The organism is Desulfomicrobium escambiense DSM 10707, from assembly GCF_000428825.1.
GTDB lineage: Bacteria > Desulfobacterota > Desulfovibrionia > Desulfovibrionales > Desulfomicrobiaceae > Desulfomicrobium > Desulfomicrobium escambiense.
On sequence record NZ_AUAR01000020.1, the window covers coordinates 39,783 to 55,579 of the forward strand.

The 15,797-nt window shown below is 66.5% G+C and carries 8 protein-coding genes and 1 pseudogene; 5 read left to right on the plus strand and 4 right to left on the minus strand.

What is annotated here, in order from left to right; all coding sequences use genetic code 11:
• The 4 genes and pseudogenes from G394_RS0113885 to rlmN form a co-directional block, all read right to left on the minus strand.
• Entirely contained in the window at positions 1-4,209 is a 4,209-nt protein-coding gene (locus G394_RS0113885; protein WP_028578171.1) for a translocation/assembly module TamB domain-containing protein, read from the minus strand.
• Complete coding sequence (locus tag G394_RS0113890; RefSeq protein ID WP_028578172.1) at positions 4,209-5,984, minus strand: autotransporter assembly complex protein TamA; 1,776 nt, start codon at positions 5,982-5,984, stop codon at positions 4,209-4,211. Before G394_RS0113890 ends, G394_RS0113885 begins: the two co-directional genes overlap by 1 nt.
• 9 nt (positions 5,985-5,993) lie before the next feature.
• A pseudogene (locus G394_RS21845) lies at positions 5,994-7,179 on the minus strand (deoxyribodipyrimidine photo-lyase).
• On the minus strand, positions 7,176-8,081 hold the full coding sequence (gene rlmN / locus G394_RS19320; RefSeq protein ID WP_051307205.1) for a 23S rRNA (adenine(2503)-C(2))-methyltransferase RlmN: 906 nt from the start codon (positions 8,079-8,081) through the stop codon (positions 7,176-7,178). Before rlmN ends, G394_RS21845 begins: the two are co-directional and overlap by 4 nt.
• 550 nt (positions 8,082-8,631) lie before the next feature.
• On the opposite strand from rlmN, the gene G394_RS19325 reads away from it, so the two are divergent.
• The 5 genes from G394_RS19325 to G394_RS19335 all read left to right on the plus strand — a co-directional run bounded on the left by G394_RS19325 (position 8,632) and on the right by G394_RS19335 (position 15,714).
• Entirely contained in the window at positions 8,632-9,120 is a 489-nt protein-coding gene (locus G394_RS19325; protein WP_043776016.1) for a PilZ domain-containing protein, read from the plus strand.
• 42 nt (positions 9,121-9,162) lie between these two features.
• Positions 9,163-10,923, plus strand: a complete 1,761-nt coding sequence (locus tag G394_RS0113910) for a phosphate ABC transporter substrate-binding/OmpA family protein (protein ID WP_028578173.1) — start codon at positions 9,163-9,165, stop codon at positions 10,921-10,923.
• Positions 10,911-11,339, plus strand: coding sequence for a response regulator transcription factor (locus G394_RS0113915; RefSeq protein WP_084435681.1), 429 nt, complete (start codon positions 10,911-10,913; stop codon positions 11,337-11,339). Before G394_RS0113910 ends, G394_RS0113915 begins: the two co-directional genes overlap by 13 nt.
• A 68-nt stretch (positions 11,340-11,407) precedes the next feature.
• Positions 11,408-15,199: an ATP-binding protein gene (locus G394_RS20375; RefSeq protein ID WP_028578175.1), complete on the plus strand. Its 3,792-nt coding sequence runs from the start codon at positions 11,408-11,410 to the stop codon at positions 15,197-15,199.
• Positions 15,196-15,714, plus strand: coding sequence for a response regulator (locus G394_RS19335; RefSeq protein ID WP_051307206.1), 519 nt, complete (start codon positions 15,196-15,198; stop codon positions 15,712-15,714). Before G394_RS20375 ends, G394_RS19335 begins: the two co-directional genes overlap by 4 nt.
• Positions 15,715-15,797 lie beyond the last annotated feature (83 nt).

The following is a 15,797-nucleotide window of genomic DNA, read 5'->3' on the forward strand; positions in this document are numbered from 1 at the left end:
TCAGTAATCGTGCTTCCAGTTGATTCCGGCGCCCTGCCGGGAGTCCGTCCCGACCTCGGTCTCGACGCTGATCTTCGGCGTCAGCTGTACCTCGACCTTGGTCCGGTCCTGGCCGGACACGCTGCGCTGCGTCCGGATGTAGTATTTCCCGCCGACGTACCCGCCGACCCCTACGGATGTTTCGTCCTCCTCGTCCTTGCGCACATCGACCTCCTGCAGCCCCAGACGGGACTTGACGGCCCCGAGCACGTCCAGGCCGGTGCCGACGCCCGTCATCTCGGCCGCAGCCTGGGCCAGGGCCACGGCCTGCAGGGGCGAGATCTCGCGCATGGAGCGGCCGAAAAGGATCATGGCCAGGAGTTCGTCCTGGGGCAGGGCCGGGATGGAGGTCAGGTTCAGGCGGAAATTCCTGGCCGGTCCGTTCAGATGGACCTGCACGACCGTATCCAGGACGCGGGTTTCGCCGAGCATGTCCAGGAAGGGGTTGGGCGGGCTCTCCCCGGCCATGAGCAGGGAGCCCTTGGTCAGGTCGAAGGTGCGGTCGAGGAAGTCGAAGGTGCCGCGCAGGAGGTTCATCTCCCCGCTCAAGGCGGGACGGGCGTGGTGTCCGCCGATGTGTAGCCGGCCGCCCCATTCCGAATCCAGGCCGCGTCCCTTGACCGTGAGTCTGGCGGGAATGTCCACGTTCAGGTCCATCCCGATCAGGAAGCGTGGCTCGACAACGGGTGTGTGGTTCCCCGTGGCACCTGTATTGATTTCGCGGATGTCGATGTGCGGCGCTTCCTTGGCCGTGGACTTGGGCAGGGCGATGGTGGCGGGGTCCAGGGTCAGGTCGCCTGACAGGGCGGCCGCGTCCAGGTCGCCGCTGAAGCGGAAGGGGCCTGCGGCCGCACCCTGGATCAGATCCAGCCGCAGCAGGCGGAAGGCCTTGAGATCCACGTCGAAGGCATAGGTCAGGGCGCCCAGGTCCACCATGCCGCGTCCGGCGGCTTTGCCCGTCCCGCCGTCGGTGGCCGTGGCGTTCAGCTCGATGGCAGTTCCCGTGGCCAGGGCATCCACGTCGGCGGACTCCACGGCCGTGCCGCTGCGGAAGTTCTCGTAGCGGCCGCCGCGGACCTTGGCCGCGCCGGTCAGGGCTGGGTTCGACCAAGTCCCGCCGACCCGCAGGTCGAGTTCGCATTTGCCTGCCACGGCCTGGTCGTCCAGGCGCAGGAGGGTGGGCAGGATGCCGAGTTCGGCGTATCCGCCGATCCGGCCCGAGAGGGGGGCGTCGGGGCGCACGTCGATGGATGTCAGTTCGGCTCGGATGGGGCAGGCCAGTTCCGCGTCCAGGGCGATTCCGCTGGCCGAAGCGATGGAGGCCCGCGCTTCCACCCGGTCGCCTCCGAGGCGTGCCTGCGCTGTTGCTCCGAGATCCTGCAGGTTGCCGATTCCGCCGCCTCTGACGCGGATTTCGCGGGCCTCCATGTCCAGCACCGCATCGGGATTCAGCGGAGAACCCTGGACATGCAGCCGTGCGTTGACGAGGGCCCCGGGCATGCCCGGAAAGGCGGTGCGGAGCATGGCCGGGTCCAGGTCCCGCAGCTCGGCCGAAATGTCGGTCCCGTCGGGTGCGACGGCTCCCCGGCTGGTCAGCCTGGCGCGGCCGAAACTCAGGACCGCCTCCCGCCACTCGGTCCGGCCGGCGTCCCAGGTCACGTCGAGCGGGGATTCGAGACGCACCCGTTCGCGCAGAAGGGTGCCCTGCAGGCTGTCGATCCGCAGCCGAGCCGGGGATGGCGAAAGGAACCCTTTGGCCTCGATGTCGGTGTGGGCCGAGGCGCGGCTCAGACCCAGGTCGAAGGCCAGCCCCCGGTCTGCGCCCCGCACCCCTGCGGTGATCCGGTCCGCCCTGAGCGCGCCCGTGTCCACCGCGTCGAGGGAGACCCGCATGTCCGTCCCGCGCAGCGGGTCAGGCCAGACCGAGAATCCGTCTATCGACGCCCGGCCGATGTCCAGGCCCATGAGACCGATGCCACGGCCGCGGCCCTCGACCCGGACATGCTGTGCGCCCTTGCCTCTGGTCAGTTCGGCATGGGCGGCGAGTGTCCCCCGCAGGTCCTGGCCCAGGATCAGCCCCGGGACGCCAAGGTCCTCGCTTGAAACGTCCACGGTTCCGGCAAAAAGCAGGGTGGCCGGGTCGAGGTCGCCTGTGGCCTGGATTTTCGTGCCCGGCGCTTCAAGCAGGAAATGGGAGACGCGCACGTCCCGGCCGGTCGGCACGGCCTCGATGTGCAGGCTTGCGGGCTGGCCGGCCGCTTGCGCTGCGGCCGTGAGGCTCACGGCCGGGAGCTTCGGGAGATTCTGCAATGTCGCGCTGGCCCGCAGTCCGTTCAGTTCAAGCCCCGAGGCCGCGAGGGCGCCGCTTTGCGCCGTCAGCTTCAGGGCGAAAGAGGCCGGCGCGCCTTCGGCCGTCCCGCGCACGGATGCGCCGTTCGGCAGGCTCAGGCCCGCCCGGCGCAGGGCGGGCAGGGTGGCGTCAAACTCGGTCCGGAAGCGCGACGAGGCCGGGTCGAGTTCTCCGTTCATGGTGACCTGGGTGCGTGCGCGCAGCGTGGCTTCACGGATCAGGACGCGCTCGGCTCCGGCTTCGAAGACGGCCTGGAGGCGGCCGTCGCGGCCCAGCAGCTCTTCGATGTCCCGGGGAAGCCCCGCGATGTCTGTCGCGTTCACGGCCAACTCCCCGGACAGGCTGCGTGCGTCGGGCGCCACAGCGCCCTTGAGGGCCGAAACGAAGGACCCAGAAAGGCCGGGTGTCCCGATGCACAGGGGGATGTCCCGCATGTCGATCCTGGCCGCGATGTTCATGTCCCGGCCGACCCGGCCGTTGAGGTCGCCGGATATTTTTTCCGAGGTCAGGTGAAGCCCGTCGATGGAGATGGTCGTGAAATCGCCGCCCAGCGTGGCGGTGGCGTTCCACGTGCGCATGCCTTCGGGCAGGCCGGGGGCCATGGCGCGCATTTCCCCCCGCCCCTGCCAGCGGTTCAGCCCCGTCGGCATTTCCAGGACGAGGTCCGCCGCCGCTTCGGACAGGGCCTGGCCGGAGAAGTTCCAGGCCGCAAGGCTGGCCTGCACGCTGGCATGCAGGCCGTCGCCGTCCAGCCGCAGGGCGGCCAGCGCCGACGCCGCGCCGGGACTGACGGCGGGCGGCGTGACGGCGCCCAGGTCCTTTGCCCGCCCTTCGAGCCGGGCGTCGAGCGTGCCCGACCCGCTGTCCCAGGTGGCGTTGCCCCCGATGTCCGCGATGCGGTTGCGCACGTCGAAGCGGGTCAGGTGCAGGATCGGATCCCGCCACGAGCCGCTGGCGGCGATGTCGGCCTCCTCGGGCGGCAGCCCCGACCACCCGGTCCAGGCGGGCCCGGGCGTGAAGCCGGCCTGCAGAGCCACCCGCGGTCCATCATCAAGGTCCAGGGTGGCGTTGCCGGAGAGCTTCAGGACATCGGACAGCCGGGCCTCCAGGGTCAGCGGACAGTCGCGGAACGGTCCGCTTCCGGATACGGCCAGGGAAATGCCTTCGGTCCCGTTCACATGGGAAAGGGAATGCAGCAGGCCCCCCGGTGCCTCCCGCAGGTCCAGGCGTACGTCCATCTCGCGCCTGGCGAAATGGGCCCGCCCCTCCAGGTCGAGGGCGTCCCCGTCGCGGTCCAGCCGCGTCAGCTGCAGGCTGGCCCGGGCTTCCCGCGCGTCAAGCGCGACCGCGCCGTGGAGGGAGAGGAGCGCCGCGTGCCCGGCCACCGCCTGTCCGACCCGGATCGTGCCGGCATCAATGCTGCGGATGCGAAGCCCCGACAAGCCCGCGCCGCCCGAGGATTCCCCGGCGGCCGGGAGGCGTTCCAGGGCGAGGGTCCCCACGCCCAGATGGTTCAGGGTGACGCGGCCGAGGAACAGCTCCCCCAGGACCGGGCGGATGGTGATGTCCTCCGCGAACAGCCATGGCCCAGCGGCGTCGCTGACGGTCAGTTCTTCGAGTTTCCACTGTGCCCCGATGCGCAGGCCCCGCATTTCGAGACGGAAATGCGGCCCGGCCGCCAGGCCGCCGATGGCGTCCAGGAGTGCCTGCCTGCCGCGTTCGGTGCCCAGGGTGACGGCCGCGAACATGGTAGCCGCAACGACGACGGTGGCCAGGGCGAGAAGGAGACGCCTGCGTATGGGCTGTGCAAGCGCCGCCATCAGAAGGCCTGTCCCAGGCTGATGTAGAGTTGGAATGGGTCGTCGATGCCGTCCCGGCGGTCCAGGGGCACCGCCACGTCCAGGCGGATGGGGCCGATGGGGGTGTAGTAGCGCAGTCCCGCGCCCGTGCCCCAGAAATATGCCTCCTTCTCGGCCGGACTGCGCCCGGAGAACGCGCCACCGCCGTCGCCGAAGATGACGAACCCGTACTCCCTGTTGATGCGCCAGCGCAGTTCCGCGGAGAAATCCACGGCGCTCACCCCGCCCAGGGGCTCGTCGTCCTCGTCGAGCTGGCCTGCGTACTGGTAGGCGTACCCGCGGATGGACCCGCCGCCGCCGGCGTAGAGGAGCATGTCCTCGGGAATGCTCTCGCGGCTGGCGCCGGCCAGGAGGCTGTAGCGGCCGCGGGTGGCCAGGACGAGGGACTTGTCCCTGGTCAGGGGCAGGTAGTGGCGGCCCGAGACGTCCCAGAAGACGAAGGACGTCCCACTCTGATCAATGCTGGCGAACGGTTCCATGCGAGCGGCCAGGGTCAGCCCCGTGGTGGGCTCCAGCGGGTTGTCGGCGCTTGAGAACTCCGCGATGAGCGGCGTCGAGATGAGGTTGAAGGTGCGCACTTCGTCGTTGTCCACGCGCGAGAGACGGTAGCCGAGGCCGCAGCCGACCTCGAGCTCCGAAAGGGGGCGCCGGACCATGGCGGACAGGATGAGGTTGGTGGCGTCGTAGACGTCGGTCTGTTCGCTCTTGTACCTGGCCGTCAGGCCCAGGCTCTGGCGGGGCTGGCCCATGTTGGGCAGGATCAGTTCCGAGCCGGCCTGCTGCAGCTTTTCCGAGACGGACGAGTCCAGACGCAGCTCCTGGCCAGCGCCGAAGATGTTGCGGTGCGTCCATCCCAGCCCGGCTCCGAGGCCCAGGTCGGAATAGTGCCACAGGCCCGCGCGGACGGTGCGCGGCGGGGCTTCGAGCAGGGACACGCGCATGGTCACGCTGTCTGCGCCCGGCTGATGGGCCGGGACGATGCGGACCGAGCGGAAGAGCCCCGTGCGGATGAGGTTTTCCCTCGTCTTGTCCACCAGCCGTCGGTCATAGGGGGCGCCTGCGCTCCATGCCAGTTCCGGGGCGACGAAGGCTTCGGAGATGGTCTCCAACCCTGAAAATTCGGTCTCGCCGAACGTCGCGGCCCGGCCGGGATCGACGACGTACGTGACGTGCACTTCCCGGGTGGAGTGGTCGGCCGCCACATCGCGCGAAATCAGGGCCGGAGAGGGGTGGCCGTATTCCTTGAGGCGTTCGAGAAGGGCGGTCTCCACATCGAGGACCGTACCGGAGGAGTAGCCGGAGCCGGTCTGGATGCCCATGAGCGTGTCGCTCATGAGGCTGGCCGCAGCGGGGTCTGCGGGCCGCAGGATCAGTTCTGGCCTGGCGAAGACGAAGCGGGAGCCGGGGTCGATGCGGAAGCGCACCGCCGCAGGACGTGCCTGGGTGTCGAGTTCGCCCTCGATGGAGGCCTGGAAATACCCCCTGGAGTCGAGGGCGCGGGCAAAGGACTCGACATCGCCGCGCATGCGCTTGCGCAGCAGGCCGGGGGAGTCCGGCGGATTCTCCCGCAGCCCCACGCAGTCCGAGACCGAGGCCAGCAGAGGGGTGAGGTCTTCGGGCAGCGGCGGGATGTCCACCGTGTACTCCATGGGCGCCGCGACACCGGGCCGCGGGCCGAGACAGACCGCAACGGCAAGGCAGAGCGCGAGGAGAAACCGGACCTGCGATGCGGGCATTCGGGCTTCCTAGGGTCGGGTTGGCGGTGCGTCCGGGCCGGGGAGCCAGGATCGGACGAAACGGTCGACGTCGAATTTCCGGCGTGCGCCGGCCATATTCATGTACCTGATCTTGCCGAAAACCGGCCGTTCGGTCCAGCCGCGGTCGTGCACGCCGCCGATGGACCAGGCGATGCCCGTGTACCCGTTGCTGTCGCGGCCGTCGAGGCTGTAGCGGTCGTTGAGGAGGATGGCCGCGCGCATGGCGTCCTCGGCCGACGGCGACCACTCCAGGATCTTCTTGGCCCAGTACATGCGCAGGTACCCGTGCATCTTGCCGCAGCGGACCATCTGGGTCTGAGCCGCGTTCCACAGGGGGTCGTGGGTGCGGGCCCCTTCGAGTTCCTCCGGGGAATAGATTGCCGGCCGCGGGTCCTTGCGGTGCCGGCGCAGGGTTTCCCGGGCCCAGGCCGGGAAGCCGGATTCACGGTCGTAGTCTGGGGTGTGGAGGCAGAAGTTGTCGGAAAGCTCGCGGCGGACGATTAGTTCCTCCAGAAACGAGTCCACGTGCTCGCCGGACAGCTTGCGGGCCATGATTTCGAGCGCCACGCGCTGGGCCGAGATCATGCCGAAGTGCAGATGCGCCGAAAGGTTGGAGCAGACGTCGCGGTTGGGGCGGCAGGGCGGGGAAGTTGTCCAGGAATTCGTGCAGCTGCCGCCGGATTCTGGGCCGGATCGTCTTGGCCATGTACTCGCGGCGGTCCGTGGCCTCACGTGCCGGGACGATGTTGCGGGAGTCCACTTCCCAGACCGGCTGGGCGCTTGCGTCCAGCAGATCCCGGGCCCAGTCTCTCTTGGCCCGCAGGGGGTCGAAGTCCGTGACGACGAGGGCCGCGTCGTGGGCGCGGGCGAAGGCGGCGACCTCCCTGCCGGGCTCCCCGCGCAGCGCGAAGAGGGGGATGCCCTCCCGGCGCAGGGCCGCGTCGGTTTCCTCCAGGCCCTGCAGAAGGAAGTCGAAGTGCGCGGTCGTGGCGGCGCCAAAGGACGGCGCCAGGCAGAAGACGACGGCCACGGGCCGGCCCAGGCGCAGGGCTTCGAGCCTGGCGCAGGTCAGGCCCCAGTTGTCGGCCGCGCGGAAGTCGCGGTGCATCCAGTACACCACCGGCCCCCTCCCTTCCGGGGCAGCCCTGAGAACGTGCGTGCGTCGCGGGTTCATGCTCGTGTCTCCTGCTGCGTGCAGCCCGTCCCCGCGTCGTCCGCGCGGTGGCGTCCGCGCAGCTGGCCGCAGGCGGCCATGATGTCAGGGCCGTGGCTGCGCCGCACGAAGGCGGTGCGGCCCAGGGCCTTGAGGGCGGCCGCGAAGCCTTCGGTTCGTTCCCGGTCCGGCGCCCGGTGGGGGGCGCCGGGTACGGGGTTGCACGGGATGAGGTTGATCTTGGCGCGCATGTCCCCGAGGAGTTCATGGAGCTGGCGCGCGTGCCGGTCGGCGTCGTTGGCGTCGCGGATGAGGATGTATTCGACCGTCATGCGCTCCCGCCCGGGCAGGGGATAGCGCAGCATGGCCGGCATGAGCTCCCGCAGGGGCCAGGCCCGGGCCCCGGGCATGAGCCTGTCTCGCAGATCCTGAGTCGGGGCGTGCAGGGAGACGGCGGGCAGGGCCAGCCGCAGGCGCCCGAGTTCGTCGAGGCGTTCCGGGATGCCGACTGTCGATACCAGAATCTTCCTCCAGGAAAGATGAGGCCCGCTGGCCCGCGCGAGGTTTTCCAGGCAGCCGCGCAGGGCCGTGAAATTGAGCAGGGGTTCGCCCATGCCCATGAACACGGCCCGCTCGGGCAACCGGCCCGTGGCGGCGCGGAGTTCCTCGCCGGCGGTCGCGATCTGGGCCAGGAGTTCGCCTGCGGTCAGGTTGCGGACGAAGCCGGAACCGCCCGTGCGGCAAAAGGTGCAGCCCACGGGGCAGCCGACCTGCGTGGAGAGGCAGACGGTGTGCGACTTGGGCATGTCCATGATGACGGTCTCGACGGACTGCCCGTCGGCGAGTTCCAGGAGCAGCTTGCGGGTGCCGTCGGCGCCGGCCTGCCGGTCGCGCACGGGCAGCAGGTTTTGTGGCGGCCACAACCCTGGCGCGCGATCATGCTTCGGAAGGTGAGTCTGCAATGGGCGGGCGCTTGGCATCATCAATACTTGTCCAGTTGTCCGGAGGTGTCAACCGGATGCCCGGATGCGCCCGTTTCGTCTTTCTACGCATAAGACAACGTATCAACTCGCAAGAGATATGCATGCTCTTGCATGACGTGTTGAAGAGAATTCATGATATGGATTGCTTTATTGATAAAGATTGATAATGATATCTCGCATATCCGACGACAATGGGAGGATGGATGGCCGCAAGCGTCGCGGGTGAGGTCATCGACAGCGCGACGGACCGGGTAAGGCTGCATCATGCATGGCGGGCGCCGGACTCCGGCGCACCCGTACCGGGAGAGCCCCATTTTCCCTTGAAACATGCGGCAGTGCGTGACATCAACGGCACTATCCGACGAGATGGACCCGGCGGCCGTTCGTGACGGCGCTGCGGAAACTGTGCGAGGCCAGCGGCGACGACGCCTGATGGCGGCATGTCCCGGCGTTTTCCCGACCTGCACACTTCAACACGAGACAGCACATAATGAATGAAAGCAAATCATCGGATGTCGAAGTTTTCGTGCACAGGAAACTCGTCGTTTCCTTCCGCTGTCCGTCCTGCAATCTGGAAAAATCCATCAACGTCGAAAAGATCAAGGACGTCTCCCATTGGAAAGTGAACGCAACGTGCCGTCGTTGTGCGCACAAGTTCAAGGTGTCTTTCAATTTTCGCAAATACTATCGCATGGAAACGTCCCTGCACGGGCTCCTGTACGCGTCGTTCGAGACGCTTGAGCCTTTGGGGGATGTGCACGTTACCGATCTGTCGCTGACCGGGATCGGCTTCGAATCCGAGAGGTGTGCGCTCGGCGTGGGCGATATCGTGGTCGTACGTTTCCTGCTGGACGACGAGGACCAGTCCCCCCTGGAAAAGGAAATCGAGATCACCTCCGTCCGGGGCTTCAAGGTTGGTGCCGTTTTCCGGGACACGAGCGGCTTCGATACGGTGCTGGGCAGATACATTCTCCCCTGACGGGGTGCACGTATATGGCGATGCGAGAAAGGAGCTCTTTCGATGACTGAAGTGGAGGGCGCGCGTTCCGCGGGCAAAACATGGTGTGTGGTGCTTGTCCTGGTGGCGCTGATCGGCGTCGGTTTCGCCGTGGCGCTGGCCGTCTGGCCCGATCTGCTGTCCCTGGGATCCGGGCGCATCGTCGGGCAGGTGTCCATCGCTCCGCAGGAGGCGGCCCAGGCCGGCGGACAGTGGCGGGTGGTCAGCCAGTGGCAGGCCGCGGGTGAAATGCAGGACGCCGGGAACATCTATCTCGTGGAGTTCAAGGCCATTCCGGGCTGGGAAGCCCCGGCGCCCGTCGTACTGAAGAAGGGCGAAGCCGGAGGGCGCGTCGAAGGCGTGTACATCCCGGCCCCCTTTGCGGAGCAGACCATCCTGACCTGCACCGGTGCGAGCACCCTGGCGGGGAGGCTCGCGCCCGAACTCGCGCAGCTCTATCTCAGACAGTCTGGCGCCGATGAGGTCAAGGTCGTCCCGGGAGCGGGGGCGGACGAATTTTCGGTGCAGGGAATTTTCTTTGCCGCCAAGGAGATCCGCAAGATCGAGATCCAGGGGCGCGGCACGCAGTTCGGCTTCATGGCCCTCAAGGACGGGCAGTGCGACGTGGCCCTGGCCGCGCACAAGCTCTCGCCGGTCGACGCCAGGTCCATGGGCGCCGACGCCATCACCGGCGAGAGCGAGCACCGGCTCGGCATGGACGCTGTGTCCGTGGTCGTGCACAGGGACAACCCGGTCAAGGCCCTGACTCTGGAACAGGTGGGGAAGATTTTCGCCGGCGAGATCACCAACTGGGAGCAGGTCGGCGGGCCGTCGGCGAAGATCAACGTCTTCGCCCTCAAGGACACCTTCGCCACGCGCGGCTTCTTCGAGAGCGTCTTCCTTGGCTCGCGGCCGATTTCGCCTGATGCGCGGGAAGTCGATGTGCAGTCCCAACTGCCCGAGTTCGTGGCCCGCGATCTCTGGGGCATCGGCTTCTGCAGCATCACCCTGGCCGGCCCGTGCCGCGAGATGCCCCTCAAGGCCAACGCCGATTCCGAGGCAGTTCTTCCCGGCCCCGAAAGCATTCGCGCCCTGACCTACCCGGCCAGCCGGAGCATGTATCTCTATGTCCGGGGCGATTCGAAGAACGTCTACGCCCAGGAGTTCGTCAAACTGTGCCTGTCCGGCGCCGGACAGGGACTCGTCGGGAAATTCGGTTTCGTGACCCTTGGCGAACTTGCGGGCTCCGCCGCGGCCGAAACGCACGTTTCGGGGGCGCAGCAGGCCGCGTCGAACCTTCCGTCGATCTTCCGCCCCGGAGCGCCGTCGGTCCTCAAGGCCCCGGCCATCAGCGGACCCCTGCCGAGGCTGGTGCAGTTCGACGGGGAAGTCGTGCCCAACGAGGCCCGCAAGGCCGTCCTGCAGGAATATCTGGACGGGGTGTACGGCGCCGAGCGGCTGCCCATCGTGTTCCGCTTCCAGTCCTCGAGCCTGGAGCCTGACGCGCAGGCCATGCAGGACATCGGCCGTGTCGCGGCCCTGATGAAGGAGCCGGCCAATGCGGCCAAGGCCGTCATCCTCGTCGGATTTTCCGATTCCGTCGGCGAGTACGCCTCCAATCTGGCCGTGGCCGTCAAGCGCGCCGAGGTGGTCGCCGACAAGCTCCGGGCCAAGGGGCTGCGCAACATCACCGTACTGGCCGCAGGCGAGGAGGAAGCAGTGGAACCCAATGAATCCCGCATCGGCCGGGAAAGAAACCGCCGTGTCGAGATATGGCTGAAATAGCGAACACCCCCCCCGAAACCGGCGAGCCCGCCCCGAAGGCCGCCGTGCAGCGAATCCTCGTCATCGACGACGACAAGCTCATGTGTCTGGCCCTGGCCAGGATTCTTGTCTCCGCCGGGTACGAGGTGGTCCAGGCCTACAACGGCGAGGAAGGGCTGCAGAAGTACCGCAGCGGGAAATTCGACCTGGTCATCACGGACCTCATCATGCCGGACAAGGAAGGCATCCAGATCATCCGGGAGCTGCGCAAGGAAGACAGCGCCATACGCATCATCGCCATGTCCGCCGGAGGACGCGGCGGTGCGACGGATTACCTGAAGTGGGCCAGGCTCATGGGCGCCAAGCAGTGCCTGAGCAAGCCCATCAGGCGCGAGGAACTCCTCGTCGCCGTCTCCTCCGTGCTGACGACGCCGTGACGGGCGCGCCCCATACGACCACATGAACCTTTGCCCCTGCCGCATGCGGCAGACCGCGCGAGTCGCATATGGAAAAAAAGACGTCTCTCTTCAATCTGCTCCAGTTCAAGATCCACCTCGGCGTGCAGTTCATCCTGGCTGCATGCTTCTTCGGGCTGGGATATTTCATCTACGTCACCCAGCTGGACTTTCTGGTCAGCGACATCCGCAGGCAGGGCGAGGAGCAGGCCGAGATGGTCGCCTCGGCGAGCGTGACGGCCATCCAGCGTCAGAGCGTCTTCCTGCTGGAGGAGCTGGCCGCCAAGGCGGAGTATTCGCCGCGGGTCGCCTACTGCCAGATCGTCGACGTGGTGGGTAAATCGTTCCTGACGGGGCAGGTCAGGACAGGGCTGACCCGTGACGACCTCATCAGCGCCTACACGCCCAAGGACGTCATCATGGTCACGCGCGACGTCCTCTCGGACGGCAAGCGCATCGGCCAGGTCAAGCTCGGCATGTTCATCGACAAGGCCCGCAAGGAGGTCCAGCGCACCGCCCTGCAGCTCGTGGCAGCCTTCGCCGCGGTACTGAGCGTCATCGCCATCTTCATCTACGTTTTCCTGAACCGGGTTCTCATCAGTCCCGTCGTCAACCTCTCCTCCCTGACCAAGAGCCTCGCCCGGGGGCAGTTCGTGACCACGGACCTGGACCAGCGCCAGGACGAGATCGGCGTCCTGGCCGAGGGCTTCAACATCATGAGCCGCAACCTCAAGGAGGTCTACGAGGACCTGGAGAAGAAGGTCGACGAGCGGACCCAGGACCTGAACAACGCCTACCACGAGCTGCAGGCCATCTTCGACAACTCCCTGGTGGGCATCGCGGTCTTCTCCTCGGACCACAAGGTCATCCGGGCCAACAGCCGCTTCGCCGCCATCTTCGGCTACTCCATCGAGGAAATGCCGCTGGTCGGCCCGGAGCGCTTCCACATCTCGTCCCGGAACCACGAGGATTTCGTGAACAGGTTCTACGGGCGTCTGGCGGAACGAGAGATCGCCCAGATGGAGTATCAGTTCCGGCGCAAGAACGGCGCCGTGTTCTGGAGCCAGGTCTCGGCCAAGGCCATCGACCCCAAGGACCTGTCCCGCGGCGTGATCCTGGTCATCGAGGACATCTCCGACCGCAAGAAGGCCAGCGAGCTGCTGCGCCAGCACGCCGAGGACCTGCGCCAGGCCAAGGAGGAGGCCGACAACGCCACGCGCTCCAAGAGCGAGTTCCTGGCCAGGATGAGCCACGAGATCCGCACGCCCATGAACGCCATCCTGGGCATGGCCGAAATGCTGCAGGAGACGAGCCTCAACGACGAGCAGCGCGAGTACGTCAAGACCTTCAGCTCGGCGGGCGAACTGCTGCTCGGGATCATCAACGACATTCTCGACTTCTCCAAGATCGAGGTCGGCCAGATCAAGCTCGAGACAATCTCCTTCAACCTGCCGGAGCTGGTCGAGGACGTGGGCAAGCTCTTCGCCTACAGGGCCGAGGAGAAGTCCCTGGCCCTGACCCGCAGGGTCTCGCCGGGCCTGGCCAACCGCTACATGGGCGATCCGACCCGCATCCGGCAGATCATCATCAACCTGCTCGGCAACGCCATCAAGTTCACGAGCAGGGGCGGCGTGACCCTGGCCGTCGGCGAGTCCGTCATGGACGACGGGGCGCCGTGCTGCCTCTTCGAGATCCGGGACACCGGCATCGGCATTCCCGCCTCCAAGGTGGACGCCATCTTCGAGAGCTTCGCCCAGGCCGACTCCTCCACGACCCGCGAGTTCGGAGGCACGGGCCTGGGGCTGGCCATCTCCAAGAAGCTCGTGGAACTCATGGGCGGCAAGATCTGGGTCGAGAGCGAAGTGGGTAAGGGGACGTCCTTCTTCTTCAAGCTGCCGCTGAAGCCCGATTTCCAGATGCAGCCTGCCGAATTCAAGCTGAAGATCCCGGTCGACACCCGCCTGCTGGTCATCGAGGACATGCCCGAGGGGCACGAGAGCATTTCGAGCCTGGTGCGCAGCTGGGGCATCGTGCCCACGTCCCGCAAGTCCGCAGCCCTGGCCGTCGACGCCTTGAGCGCCAACAAGGGCGACCGGGCCTTCCAGGCCATCCTCGTCGATTCCGTGGTGGACCACGAGCCGGGCTTCGACATCGTCCAACTCCTCATGGGGCAGGGCATGCAGCTCACCAGCGTGGTCCTGGTGGCCGATTCCGAGGCGGAGCTGGCCAAGCTCCCCGGGACGTCGGACATGCCCGGCCTGTCAACCATCCTGCGCAAGGACTGTCCGGCCACGCTGCACGACAGGCTCTTCGAGGCCATTTCCGAGGCCCAGCGCAAACGTCTGACCGGACTCCAGGACAGAAGCTGGAAGATCCTGCTGGTCGACGACGTCGAGGCCAACAGGCGCGTGGTGGAGCTGTTCCTGAAGTCCCTGAGCGTGACGCTGGTGCAGGCCGAAAACGGCCGCATCGCCGTCGAGAAGTTCATGGAGGAACCTTTCGACCTCGTGCTCATGGACATGGAGATGCCGGTCATGGACGGCCTGGAGGCTACCCGGCGCATCCGCATGTGGGAGGCCGAGAAGCGGGAGTACAAGACCCCCATCATCGCCCTGACGGCCCACGCCTTCCAGGAGCACCGCCAGAAGACCATGGACGCCGGCTGCACCGAATTCCTGGCCAAGCCCATCAAGAAGCAGGCTCTGCTCGAAGTTGTCGACCGCTTCGCCGGCCAGCTCGAGTCCCTGGTCCCCGAGACCCGGGAACCGGTCAAGCCTCTGGCGGCCCACGTGTACGAGGAGAAGGACTCCCCGGTCCAGATCGATCCGGAGCTCGAGGACCTGCGGCCGCTGTTCCTGCGCACGGTGCGCGACTTCCAGTCGCAGCTGGCCGACGCCATCACCACCAAGGACTTCGTGACCATGCAGCGCAGCGGCCACAGCCTCAAGGGGCTTGGCAGCACCTACGCCGTGGATGAGATCAGCCAGGCGGGCAAGATCATCGAAAGCGCGGCCAAGGGCCGGCAGCTGGAGGTCGTCATCGAGGCGGTCAACCACCTGGCCGTGTTCATGAACACGGGCGAGGCGCCGAAGATTCAGACCGCCGAGGAGCCCGAGGAGATGGCCGCGACGGACGTCCTGCCGGAACCCGTTTCGGGCCGTTACCAGGTCCACGTGGCGCCGGAGATGTCCGAGCTCATCCCCTTCCTCATGGACGCCATGCAGAAGGACCTCGAACTCATGAACAAGGCCCTGGTCCAGAAGGATTTCCCGACCCTGCGCCGCTTCGGGCACAGCCACAAGGGCTTCGGCAGCACCTACGGCTTCGACTACATCAGCATCATCGGGCAGCGCATCCAGACGGCTTCCGACGCACGGGACGCCGAAGAGCTGACAGCCCTGCTGTCCGCCCTGGGCAACTATCTGGAGCGCGTCGACATTCTCTACGACATCAAGGACGAACTGGTCGAGGAGGAGGCGCCGGAACCGGTGTCCGGCGGGGTGCAGATCGAACCGGTGATCGAGCCGGTCGTGGAGGAGCAGGATTACTCGGTGGAGGTCGACGAGGAACTGTACGAGCTGGTACCCTTGTTCATGGACACGATGCGTACGAACATCAAGGAAATGCGCGAGGCGGTGACCAAGGGCAACTTCGATCTCATCTGCCGGCACGGGCACAGCCAGAAGGGGCTGGGGAGTACCTACGGCTTTGATTATCTCAGCCATCTGGGGTACAGGATAGAGACGGCAGGGATGCAGAAGAACCCGGAGGAAATCGAGCTGCTGCTCGACGAAATGGCAGGATACATGGAAAAAGTGCAGATAGTGGAGCGCAAAGCATGAGTATGTACAATCAGGACATTGACGCCATTGCGTCGCAATACGTGACGCCCATACCCATTTCGGTTCTGCTCATCGATGACGAGTTCCTCATCGGCGAGGCCATGCGCATCAAGCTGTCCGGAGAGACGGACATCACCTTCCATTACTGCAAGGAGCCCGACAAGGCCTTGGAGACGGCCATCTCGGCCCAGCCGACGGTCATCATGCTCGACCTCGTCATGCCCGGCGTGAACGGGCTGACCATGGTCAAGTTCTTCAAGAGCAGCGAGGATTTCAACGATGTCCCGCTCATCGTGCTCTCGGCCCGCGAGGAGCCCGAGCTGAAGAAGAAGGCCCTGGCCCTGGGCGCCAACGACTACATGATCAAGCTGCCGGACAAGCCCGAGCTCATCGCCCGCATCCGCTGCCATTCCGATCGCTACATCTTCAAGCAGCAGCGCGACGAACTGATCATGAAGATCAGGGCCATGCGCGAACACAACGGCGCCGGTTCGGCCCCGACGTATCTGGTCTGATCGTGCGCGGGGATGTGTCGTTCACGGGGCCGGAGCGTTCTTACCCGGTCCCGTTTCTCGTTTTTTAAGGTATTTCGACGTCT